The organism is Bradyrhizobium sp. 186, from assembly GCF_023101685.1.
Taxonomy (GTDB): domain Bacteria; phylum Pseudomonadota; class Alphaproteobacteria; order Rhizobiales; family Xanthobacteraceae; genus Bradyrhizobium.
Map to the genome: position 1 here is coordinate 9,318,774 of NZ_CP082164.1, position 16,984 is coordinate 9,335,757.

At 63.7% G+C, this 16,984-nt stretch carries 14 protein-coding genes; 6 read left to right on the plus strand and 8 right to left on the minus strand.

Annotated elements, in window-relative coordinates:
• Positions 1-61 precede the first annotated feature (61 nt).
• On the plus strand, positions 62-886 hold the full coding sequence (locus IVB18_RS44415; RefSeq protein ID WP_247986390.1) for an MFS transporter: 825 nt from the start codon (positions 62-64) through the stop codon (positions 884-886).
• A 7-nt stretch (positions 887-893) separates the two neighbouring features.
• Here IVB18_RS44415 and IVB18_RS44420 read toward each other — a convergent pair whose 3' ends face one another.
• The gene (locus IVB18_RS44420; protein ID WP_247986391.1) at positions 894-1,349 is read right to left on the minus strand and encodes an Lrp/AsnC family transcriptional regulator; all 456 of its coding nucleotides are present in this window, start codon (positions 1,347-1,349) and stop codon (positions 894-896) included.
• Positions 1,350-1,503: 154 nt separating this feature from the next.
• Between IVB18_RS44420 and IVB18_RS44425 the strand changes: the two genes are divergently transcribed.
• Together IVB18_RS44425 and iaaH are read left to right on the plus strand one after the other, a co-directional pair.
• Positions 1,504-4,953, plus strand: a complete 3,450-nt coding sequence (locus IVB18_RS44425; RefSeq protein ID WP_247986392.1) for an indolepyruvate ferredoxin oxidoreductase family protein — start codon at positions 1,504-1,506, stop codon at positions 4,951-4,953.
• 75 nt (positions 4,954-5,028) lie between these two features.
• Positions 5,029-6,456, plus strand: a complete 1,428-nt coding sequence (gene iaaH, locus IVB18_RS44430) for an indoleacetamide hydrolase (RefSeq protein WP_247986393.1) — start codon at positions 5,029-5,031, stop codon at positions 6,454-6,456.
• Here the strand turns inward: iaaH and IVB18_RS44435 are convergent.
• Positions 6,447-7,358, minus strand: coding sequence for a LysR family transcriptional regulator (locus IVB18_RS44435; RefSeq protein WP_247986394.1), 912 nt, complete (start codon positions 7,356-7,358; stop codon positions 6,447-6,449). The two genes, iaaH and IVB18_RS44435, sit on opposite strands and share 10 nt — an antisense overlap.
• A 272-nt stretch (positions 7,359-7,630) precedes the next feature.
• On the opposite strand from IVB18_RS44435, the gene IVB18_RS44440 reads away from it, so the two are divergent.
• The 3 genes from IVB18_RS44440 to IVB18_RS44450 all read left to right on the plus strand — a co-directional run bounded on the left by IVB18_RS44440 (position 7,631) and on the right by IVB18_RS44450 (position 11,036).
• A complete protein-coding gene (locus IVB18_RS44440; protein WP_247986395.1) occupies positions 7,631-8,812 on the plus strand; it encodes an HlyD family secretion protein in 1,182 nt (393 codons plus the stop codon).
• A gap of 116 nt (positions 8,813-8,928) precedes the next feature.
• Positions 8,929-10,548 carry an MDR family MFS transporter gene (locus tag IVB18_RS44445; RefSeq protein WP_247986396.1) on the plus strand — a complete coding sequence of 540 codons (1,620 nt, stop codon included), beginning with the start codon at positions 8,929-8,931 and terminating at the stop codon, positions 10,546-10,548.
• Positions 10,549-10,574: 26 nt separating this feature from the next.
• A complete protein-coding gene (locus IVB18_RS44450) occupies positions 10,575-11,036 on the plus strand; it encodes a carboxymuconolactone decarboxylase family protein (protein ID WP_247986397.1) in 462 nt (153 codons plus the stop codon).
• A gap of 167 nt (positions 11,037-11,203) precedes the next feature.
• Here IVB18_RS44450 and IVB18_RS44455 read toward each other — a convergent pair whose 3' ends face one another.
• The 6 genes from IVB18_RS44455 to IVB18_RS44480 all read right to left on the minus strand — a co-directional run bounded on the left by IVB18_RS44455 (position 11,204) and on the right by IVB18_RS44480 (position 16,896).
• Positions 11,204-12,064, minus strand: a complete 861-nt coding sequence (locus IVB18_RS44455) for a D-amino-acid transaminase (RefSeq protein WP_247986398.1) — start codon at positions 12,062-12,064, stop codon at positions 11,204-11,206.
• Positions 12,065-12,231: 167 nt separating this feature from the next.
• On the minus strand, positions 12,232-12,963 hold the full coding sequence (locus IVB18_RS44460) for an amino acid ABC transporter ATP-binding protein (RefSeq protein ID WP_247986399.1): 732 nt from the start codon (positions 12,961-12,963) through the stop codon (positions 12,232-12,234).
• Positions 12,964-12,971: 8 nt separating this feature from the next.
• Positions 12,972-13,664 (minus strand): ABC transporter permease subunit, encoded by a 693-nt coding sequence (locus tag IVB18_RS44465; protein ID WP_247986400.1) that lies wholly within the window; start codon positions 13,662-13,664, stop codon positions 12,972-12,974.
• Between the two features lie 4 nt (positions 13,665-13,668).
• Positions 13,669-14,400, minus strand: a complete 732-nt coding sequence (locus IVB18_RS44470; protein WP_247986401.1) for an amino acid ABC transporter permease — start codon at positions 14,398-14,400, stop codon at positions 13,669-13,671.
• A gap of 113 nt (positions 14,401-14,513) precedes the next feature.
• Complete coding sequence (locus tag IVB18_RS44475; protein WP_247986402.1) at positions 14,514-15,425, minus strand: amino acid ABC transporter substrate-binding protein; 912 nt, start codon at positions 15,423-15,425, stop codon at positions 14,514-14,516.
• 85 nt (positions 15,426-15,510) lie between these two features.
• Positions 15,511-16,896, minus strand: coding sequence for a M20 family metallopeptidase (locus IVB18_RS44480; protein ID WP_247986403.1), 1,386 nt, complete (start codon positions 16,894-16,896; stop codon positions 15,511-15,513).
• Between the last annotated feature and the right edge of the window lie 88 nt (positions 16,897-16,984).

A 16,984-nucleotide genomic window follows, 5' to 3' on the forward strand; every position in this document is an offset into this window, starting at 1 on the left:
CTGCGGGGAGCCGCCCCGATCGTTGTCTGTGAAGAAAAGCACCCCTCGTAGAGGAACACCGATGAACACCGATGCTGTTTCCGCCGCCGTGATCGCTTCGCGTCCCGCTTGGCGCAGCCTGACGTGGACCGTTCCATTCACGGCACTGTGGACTTGGTTGATTTACTCGCTACCCGTGCTCCCGGAGAGCGGCGTTCCGGCCGTGGCCGTTCGGCTGATGGCCCATGGGCTCATGGCTCTTGGCTTGTGGCTCGCCCTCGAAAACACCAAGTTGACGCCAACACAACGCCAAACGACCTGGCTGGTCTTCATGGTCCCTTTTACGCTTTGGGCCGCCGTCGCCTGGACGGCAGCTATCAACGGCGTATTCCGCACGGATGTCTCCCCTTTACCGCTGCTTCCGGCGGCGATCCTGCTGCCCGTGATCGTCGGTGGTCCGCTGTTGCTATTGTCGAAGCGGGTGGGCCAGTTGCTCGATGCAATGCCGATGACGTGGCTCATCGCCCTGCAGCTTTACCGCGTCTTTGGCAGCCAATGGCTCGCTTATTGGCTGCGAGTGATGATGCCGGGCCTATGGGCGCTGCCGGCAGGAACTGGCGATGTGCTGACCGGCCTGTTCGCGGTACCGGCGGCGATTGCCCTGGCGACCGGAACGGCCGAGGGTCGAAAAGCGGCGATGCTTTGGAACATCTTCGGCCTCGCTGATTTCGCCGTCGCGATCACCTTGGGGATGATCATGTCGCCCGGCCCGTTCCAGCTCATCATTCCAGAGGGCCCGGGCATGGCCATAGACACCTTTCCGAATGTGCTGACCCCTGCCTTCGTGGTGCCAAGCTCGATCCTGTTGCATATGCTGTCGCTGCGCCAACTGCGTCGGCGCGGATGACGTTGCCTCAAAACGGCAGCGCTACGCTGGTCTTGATTTCTTTCAGCACCACGTTGCTGCGGACGTAACGGATGCCGGGAATACGGAACATGAATTCGTCGAGGAACCTGTTGTAGGCGGCCATGTCCTGCACGACGACGCGCAAATGATAGTCGGCGTCGCCCGTCGTCGCAAAGCACTCCAGCACCTCGCGCCGCTTGGTCACCCGAGACACAAACTCATCGACGAATTTGGCGTCGTGCCGCTCCAGCGAGACATGGAGGATGGCAGACATCGCAAAGCCCGCCTGCTCGCGCGCGACCAGCGCCGCATAGCCCCGGATCGCGCCGCTCTCCTCGAGCGCGCGCACCCGCCGCCAGCAGGCCGACGTCGACATGCCGACCTCATCGGCAAGCTGCTGGTTGGTGGCGCGGCCGTCCTTCTGGAGATGGGCGAGAATCCGCGCGTCCTGGTCTTCAATCATGAAGGCATCTCCATTCGGTAGAATGCACCATATTATGCTAGTATGCGCGAAATTCTACCGAATTACCCTTCCATTCGGAATGAATAGGTAAGACCTACCAACGCCCACGGCTTAACCTTGGCCGATCCGGCAGGGACGCCGCGCGAGGTCCGCCATGGACGCCATTCCGTCACTCGACGCCTACGAGCTCTCCGACCGCTACGACCGCGAGGCGGGCCGCGTCTTCCTCACCGGCACGCAGGCGATCGTCCGCATCGCGCTCGACCAGGCGCGGCGCGACCGTGCGGCGGGTCTCAACACCGCCGGCTTCATCTCCGGCTATCGCGGCTCGCCACTCGGCGGCATCGATCTTGAACTCTGGCGCATCCCGGAGCGGCTGAAGCGGGACCGCATCGAATTCCTCGCGGCGGTCAACGAAGACCTCGCCGCGACCGCGGTGCTCGGCTCGCAGCAGGTGGAGACGCAAGCCGACCGCGAGGTCGAGGGCGTGTTCGGGCTCTGGTACGGCAAGGGCCCCGGCGTCGACCGTTCCGGCGATGCGCTCAAGCACGGCAACGCCTACGGCTCCTCGCCGCATGGCGGCGTACTGGTGGTCGCCGGCGACGACCATGGCTGCGTCTCCTCCTCGATGCCGCACCAGTCCGACGTCGCCTTCATGAGCTGGTTCATGCCGACGCTGCATCCAGCCGATGTCGGCGAATATCTCGAGTTCGGCGAGTACGGCTACGCGCTGAGCCGCTTCTCTGGCATGTGGGTCGGCTTCAAGGCGATCTCGGAGATCGTGGAATCCGGTGCATCCGTCGCGCTGCGGCCGTCGCGCGTCTTCCGCACGCCCGACTTCTCGCCGCCGCCGGGCGGCCTGCACTACCGCTGGCCCGATCTGCCCGGCCCGCAGATCGAGGAGCGGCTGGAGGCGAAGAAACACGCGGTCTACGCCTTCGCAAAAACCAATCCGATCGACCGCCACATCTACGACGTTGCCAACGCCACCTACGGCATCGTCACCACAGGCAAGGCGCATCTCGACCTGATGGAAGCGCTGCGGCTGATGGGCCTGGACGAAGCCGCATGCCGCAGCATCGGCATCGACATCTACAAGGTCGGCATGGTCTGGCCACTGGCGCTGCACCACGCCATGGCCTTCGTGAAGGGCAAGCGCGAGATCCTCGTCGTCGAAGAGAAGCGCGGCATCATCGAGAGCCAGTTCAAGGAATATTTCTACGATTATCCGGGCGCAAAGCCCGAGCGCATGGTCGGCAAGCACGACGAGACCGGGGCGCGGCTGATCTCCTGGACCGGCGAATTGTCGCCACGCGCGCTCGCCTCCGTGCTGGCGCGCCGGCTCGATCCGATGTTTCCGGGCCTCGATCTCGCTGCGCGCGCGGCGGCGCTGTCACCAGAAGCGGAGCGTACGATCAATGTCACGGGTGCGACACGCACGCCCTATTTCTGCTCGGGATGCCCGCACAACACGTCCACAAAAGTGCCCGAGGGATCGAAGGCGCTGGCCGGCATCGGTTGCCACTTCATGGCGAGCTGGATGGACCGCGAGACCTCGTCGCTGATCCAGATGGGCGGCGAAGGCGTGAACTGGGCGGCCTCCTCACGATTCACCGGCCACAAGCACATCTTCCAGAATCTCGGCGAAGGCACCTACTACCATTCCGGCTCGATGGCGATCCGTCAGGCGATCGCGGCCGAGGCCAACATCACCTACAAGATCCTGTTCAACGACGCGGTGGCAATGACCGGCGGCCAGCCGGTCGACGGTCCCGTCAGCGTGCATGCCATCGCGCACAGTGTCCGCGCCGAGGGCGTCGCGCGCATCGCACTGGTTTCGGACGACCCGTCACAATTTGCGCCCGGGGATCTGCCCGATGGCGTGACCATCCATCCGCGCGAGGAGATGGACGCCGTGCAGCGCGAGCTGCGCGACGTTTCCGGCGTCTCTGTGCTGATCTATCAGCAGACCTGCGCCACCGAGAAACGGCGGCGGCGCAAGCGCGGGCAGATGGCCGATCCGAAGCGCTTTGCCTATATCAACGACCTCGTCTGCGAAGGCTGCGGCGACTGCTCCGTCGAGTCCAACTGCCTCAGCGTCGAGCCGAAGCAGACGCCGTTCGGCCGCAAGCGACAGATCAATCTCTCGTCCTGCAACAAGGATTTCTCCTGCCTCAACGGTTTCTGCCCAAGCTTTGTCACCGTCGAAGGCGCCACGCGGCGGCCGAAGACCGCAAGCCAGATCGATGCGATCGGCCGCGCGGCAACGCTTCCCCTGCCCGCCATCACAACGCTCGACCGCCCCTACGACCTGCTCGTGACCGGCGTCGGCGGCACCGGCGTGATCACGGTCGGCGCCCTGATCGGTATGGCCGCGCATCTCGAGCGCCGCGGCGTCTCGGTGCTGGATTTCACCGGCTTCGCGCAGAAGTTCGGCCCCGTGCTGAGCTACATCCGTCTCGCTGCGTCGCCTGAAGCGCTGCATCAGGTGCGCATCGACCAGGGCGCGGCCGATGCACTGATCGGCTGCGATCTCGTGGTGAGCTCCTCGCCAAAGGCGTCCGGCACCTATCGCCGCGGCACGCGCGCCGCGATCAACACCGCGGAGATGCCGACCGGCGACGTCGTCCGCTTCCGCGACGCCGATCTCGCCTTGCCCGCCCGCCTGCGCGCGATCGGTCGCGTGGTTGGCGACGGCAATCTCGACACCATCAATGCCAACGCGCTCGCCGAGCGTCTGCTCGGCGATGCCGTCTATGCCAACATCATCATGCTCGGTTTCGCCTGGCAGCACGGACTGATTCCGATCTCGCTGCAAGCACTGCTGCGCGCGATCGAGCTCAACGGCGTCGCGGTCGAACGCAACAAGCAGGCCTTTGCCTGGGGCCGTATCGCCGCCGCAGATCCGGACTCTCTGCCGAAAGCGGACGATGCGCCCAAAACCGAGACGCTCGACCAGCTCATCGCCCGTCGCGCCGATTTCCTTGCAAACTATCAAGACGCTGCCTACGCAACGCGCTACCGGGCACTCGTCGCAAAAGTCCGCAACGCCGAAGCGACCCTGAGCAGCGAGGCGCTGACCGAGGCGGTCGCGCGCTCCCTGTTCAAGCTGATGGCCTACAAGGACGAATACGAGGTGGCGCGCCTGCACATGCAGACCGGATTCCTCGACGAATTGAAGCGTGAGTTCGAGGGCGACTTCAGCGTCAAGTATCACCTCGCGCCGCCCTTCCTGCCGTCCCCGCGAGATGCCCGCGGCCGTCCGCGCAAGCGCGCCTTCGGCCAGTGGATCCAGGTGCCGTTCACCATGCTGGCGCGGCTCAAGGTGCTGCGCGGGACACGGCTCGATCCGTTCGGCTACACGGCGGAACGGCGCGCAGAGCGGGAGCTGATCGGCTGGTATGAAGGCGTGATCGACCAGATGCTCGACGGACTTACTGCGACGCATCTGCCTGATCTCCTCGCAATCGCCAATGCCCCGATGGAGATTCGCGGCTACGGGCCGGTGAAGGATACAGCGATCGCAAAAGTGAAGCCCGAGGTCGAGCGCCGGCTCGCGGAATTGGCAGCATCATCGCCACCAAAGATGCGCGCCTACGGTTGACGCGGCGGCGGGGAGGCTTCAGCCTCAAGCCCGGAACAGGCTCCCTGACGGAGCCCTGCAATCGGGTGACGCATCGTGGATTTCGACCAGTTGACGCTGACCCAGGCCGTGACGGAGCTTTGCGCCAAAACAGTCACGAGCACGGCGCTCACGACCGAAGCGCTCGGCCGCGCCAAGGCCAATGCCGATCTGAACGCCTTCATCACCCTCGACGAGGCCGGCGCCCTGAAGGCCGCCGCCGCATTCGACACGAGCGGCAACACGAACATGCCGCTCGGCGGCGTTCCCATCGTGATCAAGGACAATATCGAGGTCGCCGGACTTCCCTGCAGCGCCGGCACGCCGGCGCTGAAAGATTACGTTCCGCAAGCCGACTCACCGGTGGTTGCAAGATTGAGGGCCGCAGGCGCGATCATCATCGGCAAGACCAATATGCACGAGCTCGCCTTCGGCATCTCCGGCTACAATGTTGCGTTCAAGACCGGTCCCGAGTTCGGCGTGCGCAACGCCTATGATCGCGCCCTGATCGCCGGCGGCTCCTCGTCCGGAACGGGTGCCGCGATCGGCGCGCGGATCGTCGCCGGCGGGCTCGGCACCGACACCGGCGGATCGGTCCGGGTGCCCGGTGCGCTGAACGGATGCGCCTCGCTACGCCCGACCGTCGGGCGCTATCCGCAAGACGGCATCGCGCCGATCTCGCACACCCGCGATACCGCAGGGCCAATGGCGGCGACCATGGCGGATGTCGCACTGCTCGACCACGTCATTGCAGGTGGCGACGCCGTCCATCCGGCCGATTTCGCGGGGTTGCGGATCGGCATCGTCAGCACAATGCTGGCCAATCTCGATGCCGACACCGAAGCCGCCTTCCATGCGGCGGTCGCGCAGATGAGGGCGCAGGGCGTGACGGTGGTCGAGATCGAGATGCCGCAACTCGCCGAGCTCAACGGCCAGGTCGGCTTTCCCGTCGCGCTGTACGAGGCCTATGACGACATGGTCATCTATCTTGCGCACACCGGCACCGGCCTCACCATCGAAGCACTGGCAAAGGAGATCGCCAGCCCTGACGTCAAGGGCACCTATGATGGCCTGGTGCTCCCCCGAAAACTGCCCGGTCCCGACAACACGCTGGTCGATGCCAAGCCGATCTACGACGCCGCAATCAGGACCGCGCGCCCCGCGCTTCAGTCGCTTTACGGCAACACGTTTGCCGGCAACAGGCTCGACGCCATCGCCTTCCCGACCACGCCGCGGGTCGCGATTGCCTCCAACCCCGACTCCAGCAGTCTCGAGAATTTTGGCCTGTTCATCCAGAACACCGATCCCGGCAGCAATGCCGGCATTCCCGGCATCCAGATTCCGGTCGCGCTTGGCGCCACGAGCAAACTGCCTGTTGGCCTCGAGCTCGACGGCCCGGCTGGCAGCGACCGCCGCCTGCTTGCGATCGGCATGGCGCTGGAGAAAATCTTCGGGCGGCTGCCAGCGCCGTCCCGTCAGGCATAGGGGTTGATCAGCTTCTGTTGCTCGGCGCTGTGCTCCACCAGCATGTCGATGAAAGTCCGCACCTTCGCCGACAGATGATGCCGATGCGGATAGACCGCGTTCATCGACATCTCGACTGGACGATATTCCGGCAAGAGGCGCACCAGCCGGCCGGCTTCGAGATCGTCCTGCACCAGGAATCCAGCCATCAGGCAGATTCCGGCGCCTTCCAGCGCCATGTTCCGCAACGCTTCTCCGCTGTTGGTGACCAGCCTGCCGGAAATGCGCACCGATGCCGGTGCGCCCTTGCGATCGAGGAAGCGCCATTCGTCGCCGAAGGGATAGTTCAGGTGGCGGCCGCAATTGTGCCCGGTAAGCTCGGCGAGCTGCTGCACCCGGCCGTGCCTTTCGAGATAGTCGTGCGAGCAGCACAGCACGTGCCGCCACGTGGCGAGGCTGCGGACGATCAGGCTCGAATCCGGCGGCGCGATCATGCGCAAGGCAATGTCATATCCCTCCTCGATCAGATCGACATCGGCTTCGCCCATGCGCAGATCGATCTTGAGGTCTGGATAGGTCGACAGGAGTTTCGCCACCACGGGCGCGACGAACGGCACCATGTGCGTGGCGACGTGGATCCGTAGCGTGCCGCGGGGCACCGACTGCAATTCGCTCGCGATATCGTCGGCCTGTTCGATATCCGCGAGTATCTGGACGCAGCGGTCGTAATAGGCCTTGCCGATCTCGGTGAGGTTGACCTTGCGCGTGGTGCGCTGAAGCAGCCTCACCCCGAGCCGGTCTTCCAGCGCCTGAACGTGATTGCTCACCATGGTGGTCGATATGTTGAGCTTGCGGGCTGCTGCAGAGAAGCCGCCGGTCTCGACCACCCGGCTAAATACTTCGAGGCTAGTCAATCGGTCCATGCCGCCTGATTATCCGCTCTTGATCGATAATCTCAAGGAATTAGCCCCGATTATCTATCAGATCATCTCGCGTACGGCATGGCGCATGCGTTAGCAGCAATCGCTCGACAGAGGCGACAATCGCTTTGGGGCAGCCGCACGTCTGGTTCGGTAGACCATACAAGGCGAGGTCCCCGGACTATCCACTCCTAGTGGATAATCCTTCCGGAATTTCGCCGATTATCGCTTGAACCAGAAAGACCGATAGTCTCTGCCAGCCGATAGGAGCCGCCATGTCCGAGATGCCCCTCACCGAAATCTTCCTGCAAGCGACTGAAATCAGTCGTGATTACGCGAAGGCGCCGCTGCGTGTGCCGGTCCGAAATATGGTCCGGCGCGCGGCGTTGGTGCTCGCGCTCCTCGCGGGCACGGCAACGATTGTCTATTACGGACACGACTACTGGACCAACGGCCGCTATCTCGAGACGACCGACGACGCCTATGTAAAGGCGGACTCGACGATCATCGCGCCGAAAGTCTCCGGCTATATCGCAAAGGTGCTGGTTGGCGACAACGAGAAGGTCAAAGCCGGCCATGTGCTGGCGAAGATCGACGACCGCGACTTCAACGCGGCGCTGGACCAAGCCCGCGCCGACGTCGCAGCGGCCGAAGCCTCGGTTCGCAACCTCGATGCCCAGCTCGAGCTGCAACAGCCGGTCATCGAACAGAGCACGGCCGATGTCACTGCTGCGGACGCCAATCTGAAATTCGCGCAGGAAGAGCGCGCCCGCTACGACGACCTGATGAAGTCGGGTTCCGGTACGATTCAGCGCGCGCAGCAGACAGACGCCACGCTGCGCGCCAGCAACGCGCAATTGCAGCATGCGAAGTCGGGCCTGGTGGCCGCGCAACGCAAGGTCGACGTGCTCACCACTCAGCGCGCCCAGGCCACAGCCCAGTTCGAACGTGCCCGCGCCTTCGCGCAGCAGGCACAGCTCAACCTGTCCTATACCGAGATCACCGCGCCGGTCGACGGCACGGTCGGCGCCCGCTCGCTGCGCGTTGGGCAATTCGTGCAGGCCGGCACGCAATTGATGGCGGTGGTGCCGCTCGATGCGGTCTATGTGGTCGCGAACTTCAAGGAAACGCAGCTCACCCATGTGCGCGCCGGCCAGCCGGTCGAGCTGCGCATCGACAGTTTTCGCAATCAGACCCTGCACGGTCATGTCGACAGCCTGTCGCCGGCGAGCGGACTCGAATTCGCGCTGCTGCCGCCGGACAACGCCACCGGCAACTTCACCAAGATCGTGCAGCGCGTGCCGGTGAAGATCGTGCTCGACGACCACAGCCTGACCGGCCTGCTGCGGCCCGGCATGTCGGCGGAACCGACCGTCGACACCAAGGCGACCGTGCTGGCCGAGCGCGAGACGGCCAAGCGCCTCGCAGCCAACGCCACGCATCCGAACGGCGGCTGAGGCCATCGCTTCCGGCAGAATTATCAAATCCCGCCGGATGATCCTTCCGAAATTTCCTCGATTATCGAAACCGTCCGCCCAATGCATCCTGTCTCCGCAGCCGAGACGAGGCCTCAATGAGTACGCTCCAGCCGACCCTGAACGCCGCCTCCTCCGCCAGCCTGTCGGGCCCGGCTACGGCTCCCGCCGCTCCGGCCGTCTCCGCCAAGACCTGGATCGCCGTGATCGGCGCGACGCTCGGCGCCTTCATGGCGGTCCTGAACATCCAGATCGTCAACGCCTCGCTCGCCGACATCCAGGGCGCGATCGGCGCCGGCATTGACGACGGCGGCTGGATCTCGACGTCCTATCTGATCGCGGAGATCGTCGTGATCCCGCTGTCCGGCTGGCTCGCGCAGGTGTTCTCGATCCGGATTTATCTGCTCACCAACGCGGTCCTGTTCCTGATCCTCTCGGCCGCCTGTGCGCTGGCGCAGGACCTGCCGCAGATGATCGTGCTGCGCGCGGTGCAAGGTTTTACCGGCGGCGTTCTGATCCCAATGGCCTTCACGCTCATCATCACACTGCTGCCGCGCGGAAAACAGCCGGTGGGCCTTGCGCTGTTCGCGCTGTCGGCGACGTTTGCGCCGGCGATCGGCCCGACCATCGGCGGCTATCTCACCGAGAACTTTGGCTGGCAGTACATCTTCTATGTCAACCTCGTCCCCGGCGCGATCATGGTTGGCATGCTCTGGTACGCGCTGGATGCAAAGCCCATGAAGCTTGCGCTGCTGCGCGAGGGCGACTGGGCCGGCATCATCACCATGGCGATCGGCTTGTCAGCGCTTCAGACCGTGCTCGAGGAGGGCAACAAGGACGACTGGTTCGGCTCGCCCTTCATCGTCAAGCTGTCTGTCATCGCGGCCGTTGCGCTGACTGCATTCCTGATCATCGAGCTGACGGTGAAGAAACCGCTGTTGAACCTGCGCCTGCTCGTTCGCCGCAATTTCGGCTTCGGCATGCTCGCGAACTTCCTGCTCGGCATCGCGTTGTACGGTTCGGTGTTCATCCTGCCGCAATATTTGTCACGCATTCAGGGTTATAATGCCGAGCAGATCGGCATGGTGCTGGCATGGACTGGATTGCCGCAGCTCGTGCTGATCCCGCTGGTGCCGCGCCTGATGCAGAAGTTCGATGCGCGGATCATCATCGGCGCCGGCTTCGTCCTGTTCGCGGGCTCCAACTTCATGAACATCACTATGACCAGCAACTACGCCGCCGATCAACTGCTCTGGCCCAACGTGGTCCGCGCGATCGGCCAGGCCCTGGTGATGGCGCCGCTGTCGGCGGTGGCGACCGCCGGCATCGAGCCGGAGAACGCGGGCTCGGCCTCCGGCCTGTTCAATATGATGCGCAATCTCGGCGGCGCCGTCGGCATCGCCCTGTTGCAGACCGTGTTGACCAAGCGCGAGCAGTATCACTCCAACGTGCTGATGCAGTCGGTCTCATTGTTCGAGCAGGCCACCCGCACGCGGCTGGAACAGCTCACCCAGTATTTCGTCAATCACGGCATCCTCGACCGTTCCGATGCGTCGCATCGTGCTTATGTCGCGATCGGCCATATCGTGCAGAAGCAGGCCTATATCCTCGCCTTCAGCGACACCTTCTATCTGCTCGGCGTGGCACTGATCGTCGCCCTGATCGCCGCCCTCTTCCTGAAGAAGCCCGGCCATGTTTCGGCCGGTGGAGCGCACTGACCTCAACCCCAGCAAGGAGAACCACCATGAAGCCCCGCATGAACTTCTACCAGGCAGCCCCCGACACCATCAAAGCACTGAACGCGCTGGAGACGCATATCCAGTCGACGGGACTCGAGAAATCGCTGATCGAGCTCGTCAAGATCCGGGCATCGCAGATCAACGGCTGTGCCTTCTGCATCAACATGCACACCGAGGACGCCCGCAAGCGGGGCGAGACCGAGCAGCGCATCTATCTGCTCAACGCCTGGCGCGAATCCCCGCTCTATACCGACCGCGAGCGCGCCGCATTGGCCTGGACCGAGTCGGTGACGCTGATCGCCGAGACGCACGCACCTGACGACGTCTACGCGCAGGTCCGCGCGCAGTTCTCCGAGGAAGAGACGGTGAACCTGACCATGCTGATCGCGACCATCAATGCCTGGAATAGGCTGGCGATCTCGTTCCGCGCGATTCACCCGGTGAAGGTGAAGGCGTCGGTGGCGTGAGCTGACGCTGCCTCCGCGCTCTCAACTGTCATGCCCCGCGAAGGCGGGGCATCCAGTATTCCAGAGGCAACGAGATTCAGAACAACCGCCGCGGCGTACTGGATCGCCCGGTCAAGCCGGGCGATGACACCTGAGTGTGATGCGGCCTCTCGACGTCAGCGGCTCTCTTAAACCGCCGTCGCCTTCGCGAACTCCACGTAGATCTCGCGCAGCCGCGTCGCCATCGGGCCCGGCTTGCCGTCGCCGACCTTCTTACCGTCGATCGCGACCACCGGCTGGACGAACAGCGAGGCCGACGTGGCGAACGCCTCCTTGGCGGCGAGCGCTTCCGCGACCGTGAAGGAACGTTCCTCGACGCGGAGCTGGCGCTCTTCGGCCAATGCCAACACGGCCTTGCGGGTGCAGCCCGGCAGGATCGCGTTGGAGTTCTTGCGGGTCACGATGACGTCGTCCTTTGTGAGGATGAACGCTGAGGACGAACCGCCCTCAGTGACATACCCGTCTTCCAGCATCCAGGCCTCACCCGCGCCGGCTTCCGCCGCGGCCTGCTTCGCCAGCACCTGCGCCAGCAGCGCCACGCTCTTGATGTCGCGCCGCTCCCAGCGGATGTCGGGCACCGTGATCACGTTGATGCCGGTCTTCGCCGACGCCGCGTTGATGATGTCCTTTTCGGAGGTGAACATCACCAGGCTCGACTTGACGTCGCCCTTCGGGAAGGCGAAGTCGCGCCCCTTGTCGGCGCCGCGCGTCACCTGGAGATAGACCAGGCCGTTCTCGACCTTGTTGCGCGCGATGAGCTCCTTCTGCAGCTCTGTGATGCGCTCGACCGTCTCCGGCAGCTTCAGCTTGATCTCGCCGACCGAACGTTCCAGCCGTGCCAGATGCGAGGCATTGTCGACCAGCTTGCTGTCGAGCACAGCCGAAACCTCGTAGATGCCGTCGGCGAACAGGAAGCCGCGATCGAGGACCGAGACTTTGGCGTCCGAGAGCGGGACGAATGAGCCGTTGACGTAGGCGATCGAGTCCAAGGCAGGTCTCCTGGCGGGGAATTAACGGAACTTCCGCTGCTATACGAAATTCGCAGGCGCCGATAAACCCTATTTGGCGTCATTCCGGGTCAATGCGCAGCATTGAACCCGGAATCTCGAGATTCCGGGTTCGTCTCCTCGAGCCGCCCCGGAATGACGTCAGACGACTAATGCGACAGAATCTTCGACAAGAACTTCTGCGCGCGGTCGCTGCGCGGCTTGCCGAAGAAGTCGTCCTTCGGCGCGTCCTCGACGATCTCGCCGCGGTCCATGAAGATGACGCGGTTGGCGACCTTGCGGGCAAAGCCCATCTCGTGGGTGACCACCATCATGGTCATGCCCTCATGGGCGAGGTCGACCATGACATCGAGCACCTCGCTCACCATTTCGGGGTCTAGCGCCGAGGTCGGTTCGTCGAACAGCATGACGATCGGGTCCATAGCAAGCGCGCGCGCGATCGCCACGCGCTGCTGCTGGCCGCCGGAAAGCTGCGCGGGAAACTTCTGCGCCTGTTCCTTCAGGCCGACGCGCTCCAACAGCATCATGCTCTTCGTCACGGCCTTGTCATGCGACCTGTCCAGCACCTTCTGCTGCGCGAGGCAGAGATTGTCGATAATCTTGAGATGCGGAAACAGCTCGAAATGCTGGAACACCATGCCGACGCGCGAGCGCAGCTTCGGCAGATTGGTCTTGGGATCGTTGACCTTGGTCCCATCGACGCTGATGTCGCCTTTCTGGAACGGCTCCAGCGCGTTGACGCATTTGATCAGCGTCGACTTGCCTGATCCCGACGGACCGCAGACCACCACAACCTCGCCCTTGGTGACGCTGGTGGTGCAGTCGGTCAGCACCTGGAAGGTCGGGCTGTACCATTTGTCGACGTGGCTGATCTCGATCATGGCGGACTCTAACGGATGATGGCGATGCGCGCCTGGAGGCGGCGGACGCCGAAGGATGCGACACAGGAGATGGTGAAGTAGACGACGGCGGCGAACAGATACATCTCGACCAGGCGGCCGTCGCGCTGCGCGACCTTGCTCGCGGCGCCGAGGAAATCCGTGATCGACAGCACGTAGACCAGCGAGGTGTCCTGGAACAGGACGATGGTCTGCGTGATCAGGACCGGCAGCATGTTGCGGAAGGCCTGCGGCAGCACGACGTAGCGCATGGTCTGGGCGTAGTTGAGACCGAGCGCGCTGGCCGCGGCCGGCTGGCCGCGCGAGATCGATTGGATGCCGGCACGCATGATCTCGGAGAAGTACGCGGCCTCGAACATGATGAAGGTGATGAGCGAGGACGCGAACGCGCCGACGCTGATCGGCCGCGATGCGCCGGTCACCCATTGCCCGATATAGGGCACCAGGAAGTAGAACCAGAAGATCACCAGCACCAGCGGCAGCGAGCGCATGAAGTCGACATAGACGCCGGCGATGCGGCCCAGGATCTTGAAGCCGGAGAGCCGCATCAGCGCGATCGCCGTGCCGAAGATCAGGCCGCCGAGTGCGGAGAGCGCCGTCAGTGTCACCGTGAACGTCATGCCCTCGTAGAACAGATAGGGCAGCGCGCGGCGGATGACTTCGAAATCGAAACTGCTGAACATGGTGCTATTTCCCCGTGATGTAGCCGGGGATCGCGACGTAGCGCTCGAGGAAGCGCATCGCGGTCACGACGACGGCGTTGACGAGGAGATAGAGCAGGGTCGCGGCGGTGAAGGCCTCGAACACCTGGAACGAGAATTCCTGCATCGAGCGCGCCTGTCCGGTGAGCTCGAGCAGGCCGATGGTGATGGCCACAGCCGTGTTCTTGATGGTGTTGAGAAACTCGGAAGTCAGCGGCGGCAGGATGATGCGGAACGCCATCGGCAGCAGAATGTAGCGGTAGCCTTGTATTGTGGTCAGGCCCAGCGCGGTCGCCGCCATCCGCTGCCCGCGCGGCAGTGAGCCGATGCCCGCCTGCAACTGCACGGCGACGCGTGCCGACATGAAGAACCCGACGCCGATCGCCGCCGTCCAGAACGGCGCGTTCGGCAGTTGCTTCAGCCAGAGGCCGGCTGCTTTCGGCAGCAATTCCGGCAGCACGAAAAACCACAGGAAGAGTTGCACGAGCAGCGGCATGTTGCGGAAGAATTCGACATAGGCAAAGCCGAACCAGTACGCCCGCTTCGACGGCAGCGTGCGCATCACGCCGACGATCGATCCGGTGATCAGCGCGATGATCCAGGCAAGCGCACCCGTCTTGAGGGTCAGCACCAGACCCGACAGCAGCATGTCGAGATAGGTGCCGGTCCCCATCGGGTTCGGCTCGAAGAAAATTCCCCAGTTCCAGTGGTAGTTCACGTGTCCCCCGCGCGAACGCGCCAATCATGGATGCAGCAGGCGCCTATGCAAATGTCCGGCCACTCTGGAGTCAAGAGTGACCGGACATTATTCTGATCCCCCGCGATCTGGGCCTACTTATAATCGTCCGGGTTCGGCGAGTCCGTGGGCTTGGCGAACTCGTTCTTCAGCTCGGCCGAGATCGGGGTGTTGAGGTTCAAGCCCTTCGGCGGGATCTTCTGCGTGAACCACTTCTCGTAGATCTTCTGGCCCTCGCCGGAGGTGTAGAGCGCGGCGGTCGCCGCATCCACCACCTTCTTGAACGGCGCGTCGTCCTTGCGCAGCATGATGCCGTACGGCTCGGGCTTGGAGAACGCATCCTTGGAGATGACGTAGTCGTCCGGCGACTTGGAGCCGGCAACGAGGCTCGCAAGCAGGATGTCGTCCATCACGAAGGCCACCGCGCGGTCGGTTTCGACCATCAGGAAGGATTCGGCGTGGTCCTTGGCCGGGATGATGTTGGCGCCGAGCCCGCGCGCGACATTGGCCTCGGTGAGCTGCTTGATGTTGGTGGTACCGGCAGTCGAGACCACCGACTTGCCCTTGAGATCATCGATCGACTTGAGGCCGCTCGACTTCTTGAAGACGTAGCGGCTGGCGGTCAGGTAATGGGTGTTGGTGAAGGCGACCTGCTTCTGCCGCTCGGCATTGTTGGTGGTCGAGCCGCATTCGAGGTCGATGGTGCCGTTGGCCATCAGCGGGATGCGGGTCGCCGAGGTGACGGGATTGAGCTTGACCTCGAGCTTGTCGAGCTTGAGCTCCTTCTTCACGGCGTCGACGATCTTGTAGCAGATGTCCATCGCGAACCCGATGGGCTTCTGGTTGTCATCGAGATAGGAGAACGGGATCGAGGAGTCGCGGAAGCCGAGCGTGATCGCGCCGGTGTCCTTGATGTTCTTCAGCGTGCCGGTCAGCTCCTGGGCCCCGGCCTGGCTGACGGCAAAGGTCGCGGCAAGCGCGATGCCGATCGTACGGAAATGTTTCACTTTTTTCTTCCCCTTCAGGATGATGCGGCCGGATGCAAGCACAAATCGGCCAGGATTAGAATGTGACTTTCGGCTGGATCGCGGCTCAGGTTAACGGCCGCGGCAAATCTCCGAGATCCCAGAACAGGCCGGCCATCACCGTCAAGGCCTCTTCGGTCAAAGGCAGCAGGATGTGCTCATTGGGCGCATGCTGGGAGCAGCCGGGATAAGAGTGCGGCACCCAGATCGTCGGCAGGCCCAAAATCTCGGAAAACACGTCGTTCGGCAGCGAGCCGCCGAAATTCGGCAGCACCGCCGGCGTCTTGCCGGTGGTCTCCTGCACCGAATCCGCCGCCCATTTGATCCAGGGGCTGTCGAAATCGGTGCGCGAGGCGGCAAAGCTCTGCGCCGCCCGCACCTCGATCATCGGAAAGCCCTTCTGGACCAGATGCGCACGGATGGCCTCGATCAGACCATCGATCTTCGTGCCGACGACAAAACGCAGTTGCAGCACAGCATTGGCATGGCCGGGAATGGCATTGGCCGGCTTCGCGATATTGCCGGATGACATCGCCAGCACCTCGAGCGTGTTCCAGGCGTAGAGCCGCTCGGCCGCCGATAGTCCCTCCTCGCCCCAGTTCTCCGCGAGCGCCGGCTCGTCCTCGGTCGGCACGACCTGCACATCCGCGAGATAGCTGCGGATCTGGTTGGTGAGCCGCGGCGGCTTCAGGGCATCGAGCTGAAGGCGGCCGTGGCCGTCGACCAGCGTGGCAATCGCGTTGACCAGAATGGTCGCGGGGTTGGCGAGCACGCCGCCCCAATTGCCGGAATGATGCCCGCCGTCGCGCAAATTCACATCGAGATGGATGCGGATGCCGCCGCGACAGCCAAGAAACAGCGTCGGCCGGTCCGCGGACAGGCGCGGACCGTCGGAGGCCATGAACAAATCGGCCTTCAACGCGTTGCGGTTGAGATCGCAGACCTTGCCGAGATCGGGCGAGCCGATCTCCTCGCCCATCTCGACGATGAATTTGACGTTGAAGCCGAGCTTGCCACCACGGGCCTCGCGCACCGCGCGAAGCGCTGCCATGTTGATGCTGTGCTGGCCCTTGTTGTCGGCTGTGCCGCGGCCGTAGAGGCGCGCGCCTGAAACCGTGGTGCGCCAGGGATCGCGGCCCTCGCGCCACTCGCCTTCCATGCCGTCGACGACGTCGCCATGGCCGTAGATCAGCACGGTTGGCGCCGTCCCACTCTCGTGATGCTCGGCGAACAGGAACGGCGCCTTGCCGCTAGGGGATTCGACCAGGCGGCTTTGGAAATCGAGCGCGGCGAAAGCAGGCACCATCTCCTGTTCCAGATAGGCACGCAGCTCCGCGCCGCGCGACGGGTTCTGGCTTTCGGTCCGGAAGGCAACGCGGCGGTCGAGCTCAGTGAGGAACGCGCCGGACTTGAAATCGTCACGGGCGCGGGCGATGGCGTCGGCTCTGGTCATTATTTGCTTTTTTTGGGTTACGGGACGAAGGAGCATACCCGAGATGGGCGGGCCTTCGAAAGTGGCGGGGACTTCGATAGTGCTTGGG

Bases quoted from the DNA above. Each gene is read 5' to 3' on its own strand.
- IVB18_RS44415 (WP_247986390.1), top strand. From the start codon at position 62: ATGAACACCGATGCTGTTTCCGCCGCCGTGATCGCTTCGCGTCCCGCT.
- IVB18_RS44420 (WP_247986391.1), bottom strand. From the start codon at position 1,349: ATGATTGAAGACCAGGACGCGCGGATTCTCGCCCATCTCCAGAAGGAC.
- IVB18_RS44425 (WP_247986392.1), top strand. From the start codon at position 1,504: ATGGACGCCATTCCGTCACTCGACGCCTACGAGCTCTCCGACCGCTAC.
- IVB18_RS44435 (WP_247986394.1), bottom strand. From the start codon at position 7,358: ATGGACCGATTGACTAGCCTCGAAGTATTTAGCCGGGTGGTCGAGACC.
- IVB18_RS44440 (WP_247986395.1), top strand. From the start codon at position 7,631: ATGTCCGAGATGCCCCTCACCGAAATCTTCCTGCAAGCGACTGAAATC.
- IVB18_RS44445 (WP_247986396.1), top strand. From the start codon at position 8,929: ATGAGTACGCTCCAGCCGACCCTGAACGCCGCCTCCTCCGCCAGCCTG.
- IVB18_RS44450 (WP_247986397.1), top strand. From the start codon at position 10,575: ATGAAGCCCCGCATGAACTTCTACCAGGCAGCCCCCGACACCATCAAA.
- IVB18_RS44460 (WP_247986399.1), bottom strand. From the start codon at position 12,963: ATGATCGAGATCAGCCACGTCGACAAATGGTACAGCCCGACCTTCCAG.
- IVB18_RS44465 (WP_247986400.1), bottom strand. From the start codon at position 13,664: ATGTTCAGCAGTTTCGATTTCGAAGTCATCCGCCGCGCGCTGCCCTAT.
- IVB18_RS44480 (WP_247986403.1), bottom strand. From the start codon at position 16,896: ATGACCAGAGCCGACGCCATCGCCCGCGCCCGTGACGATTTCAAGTCC.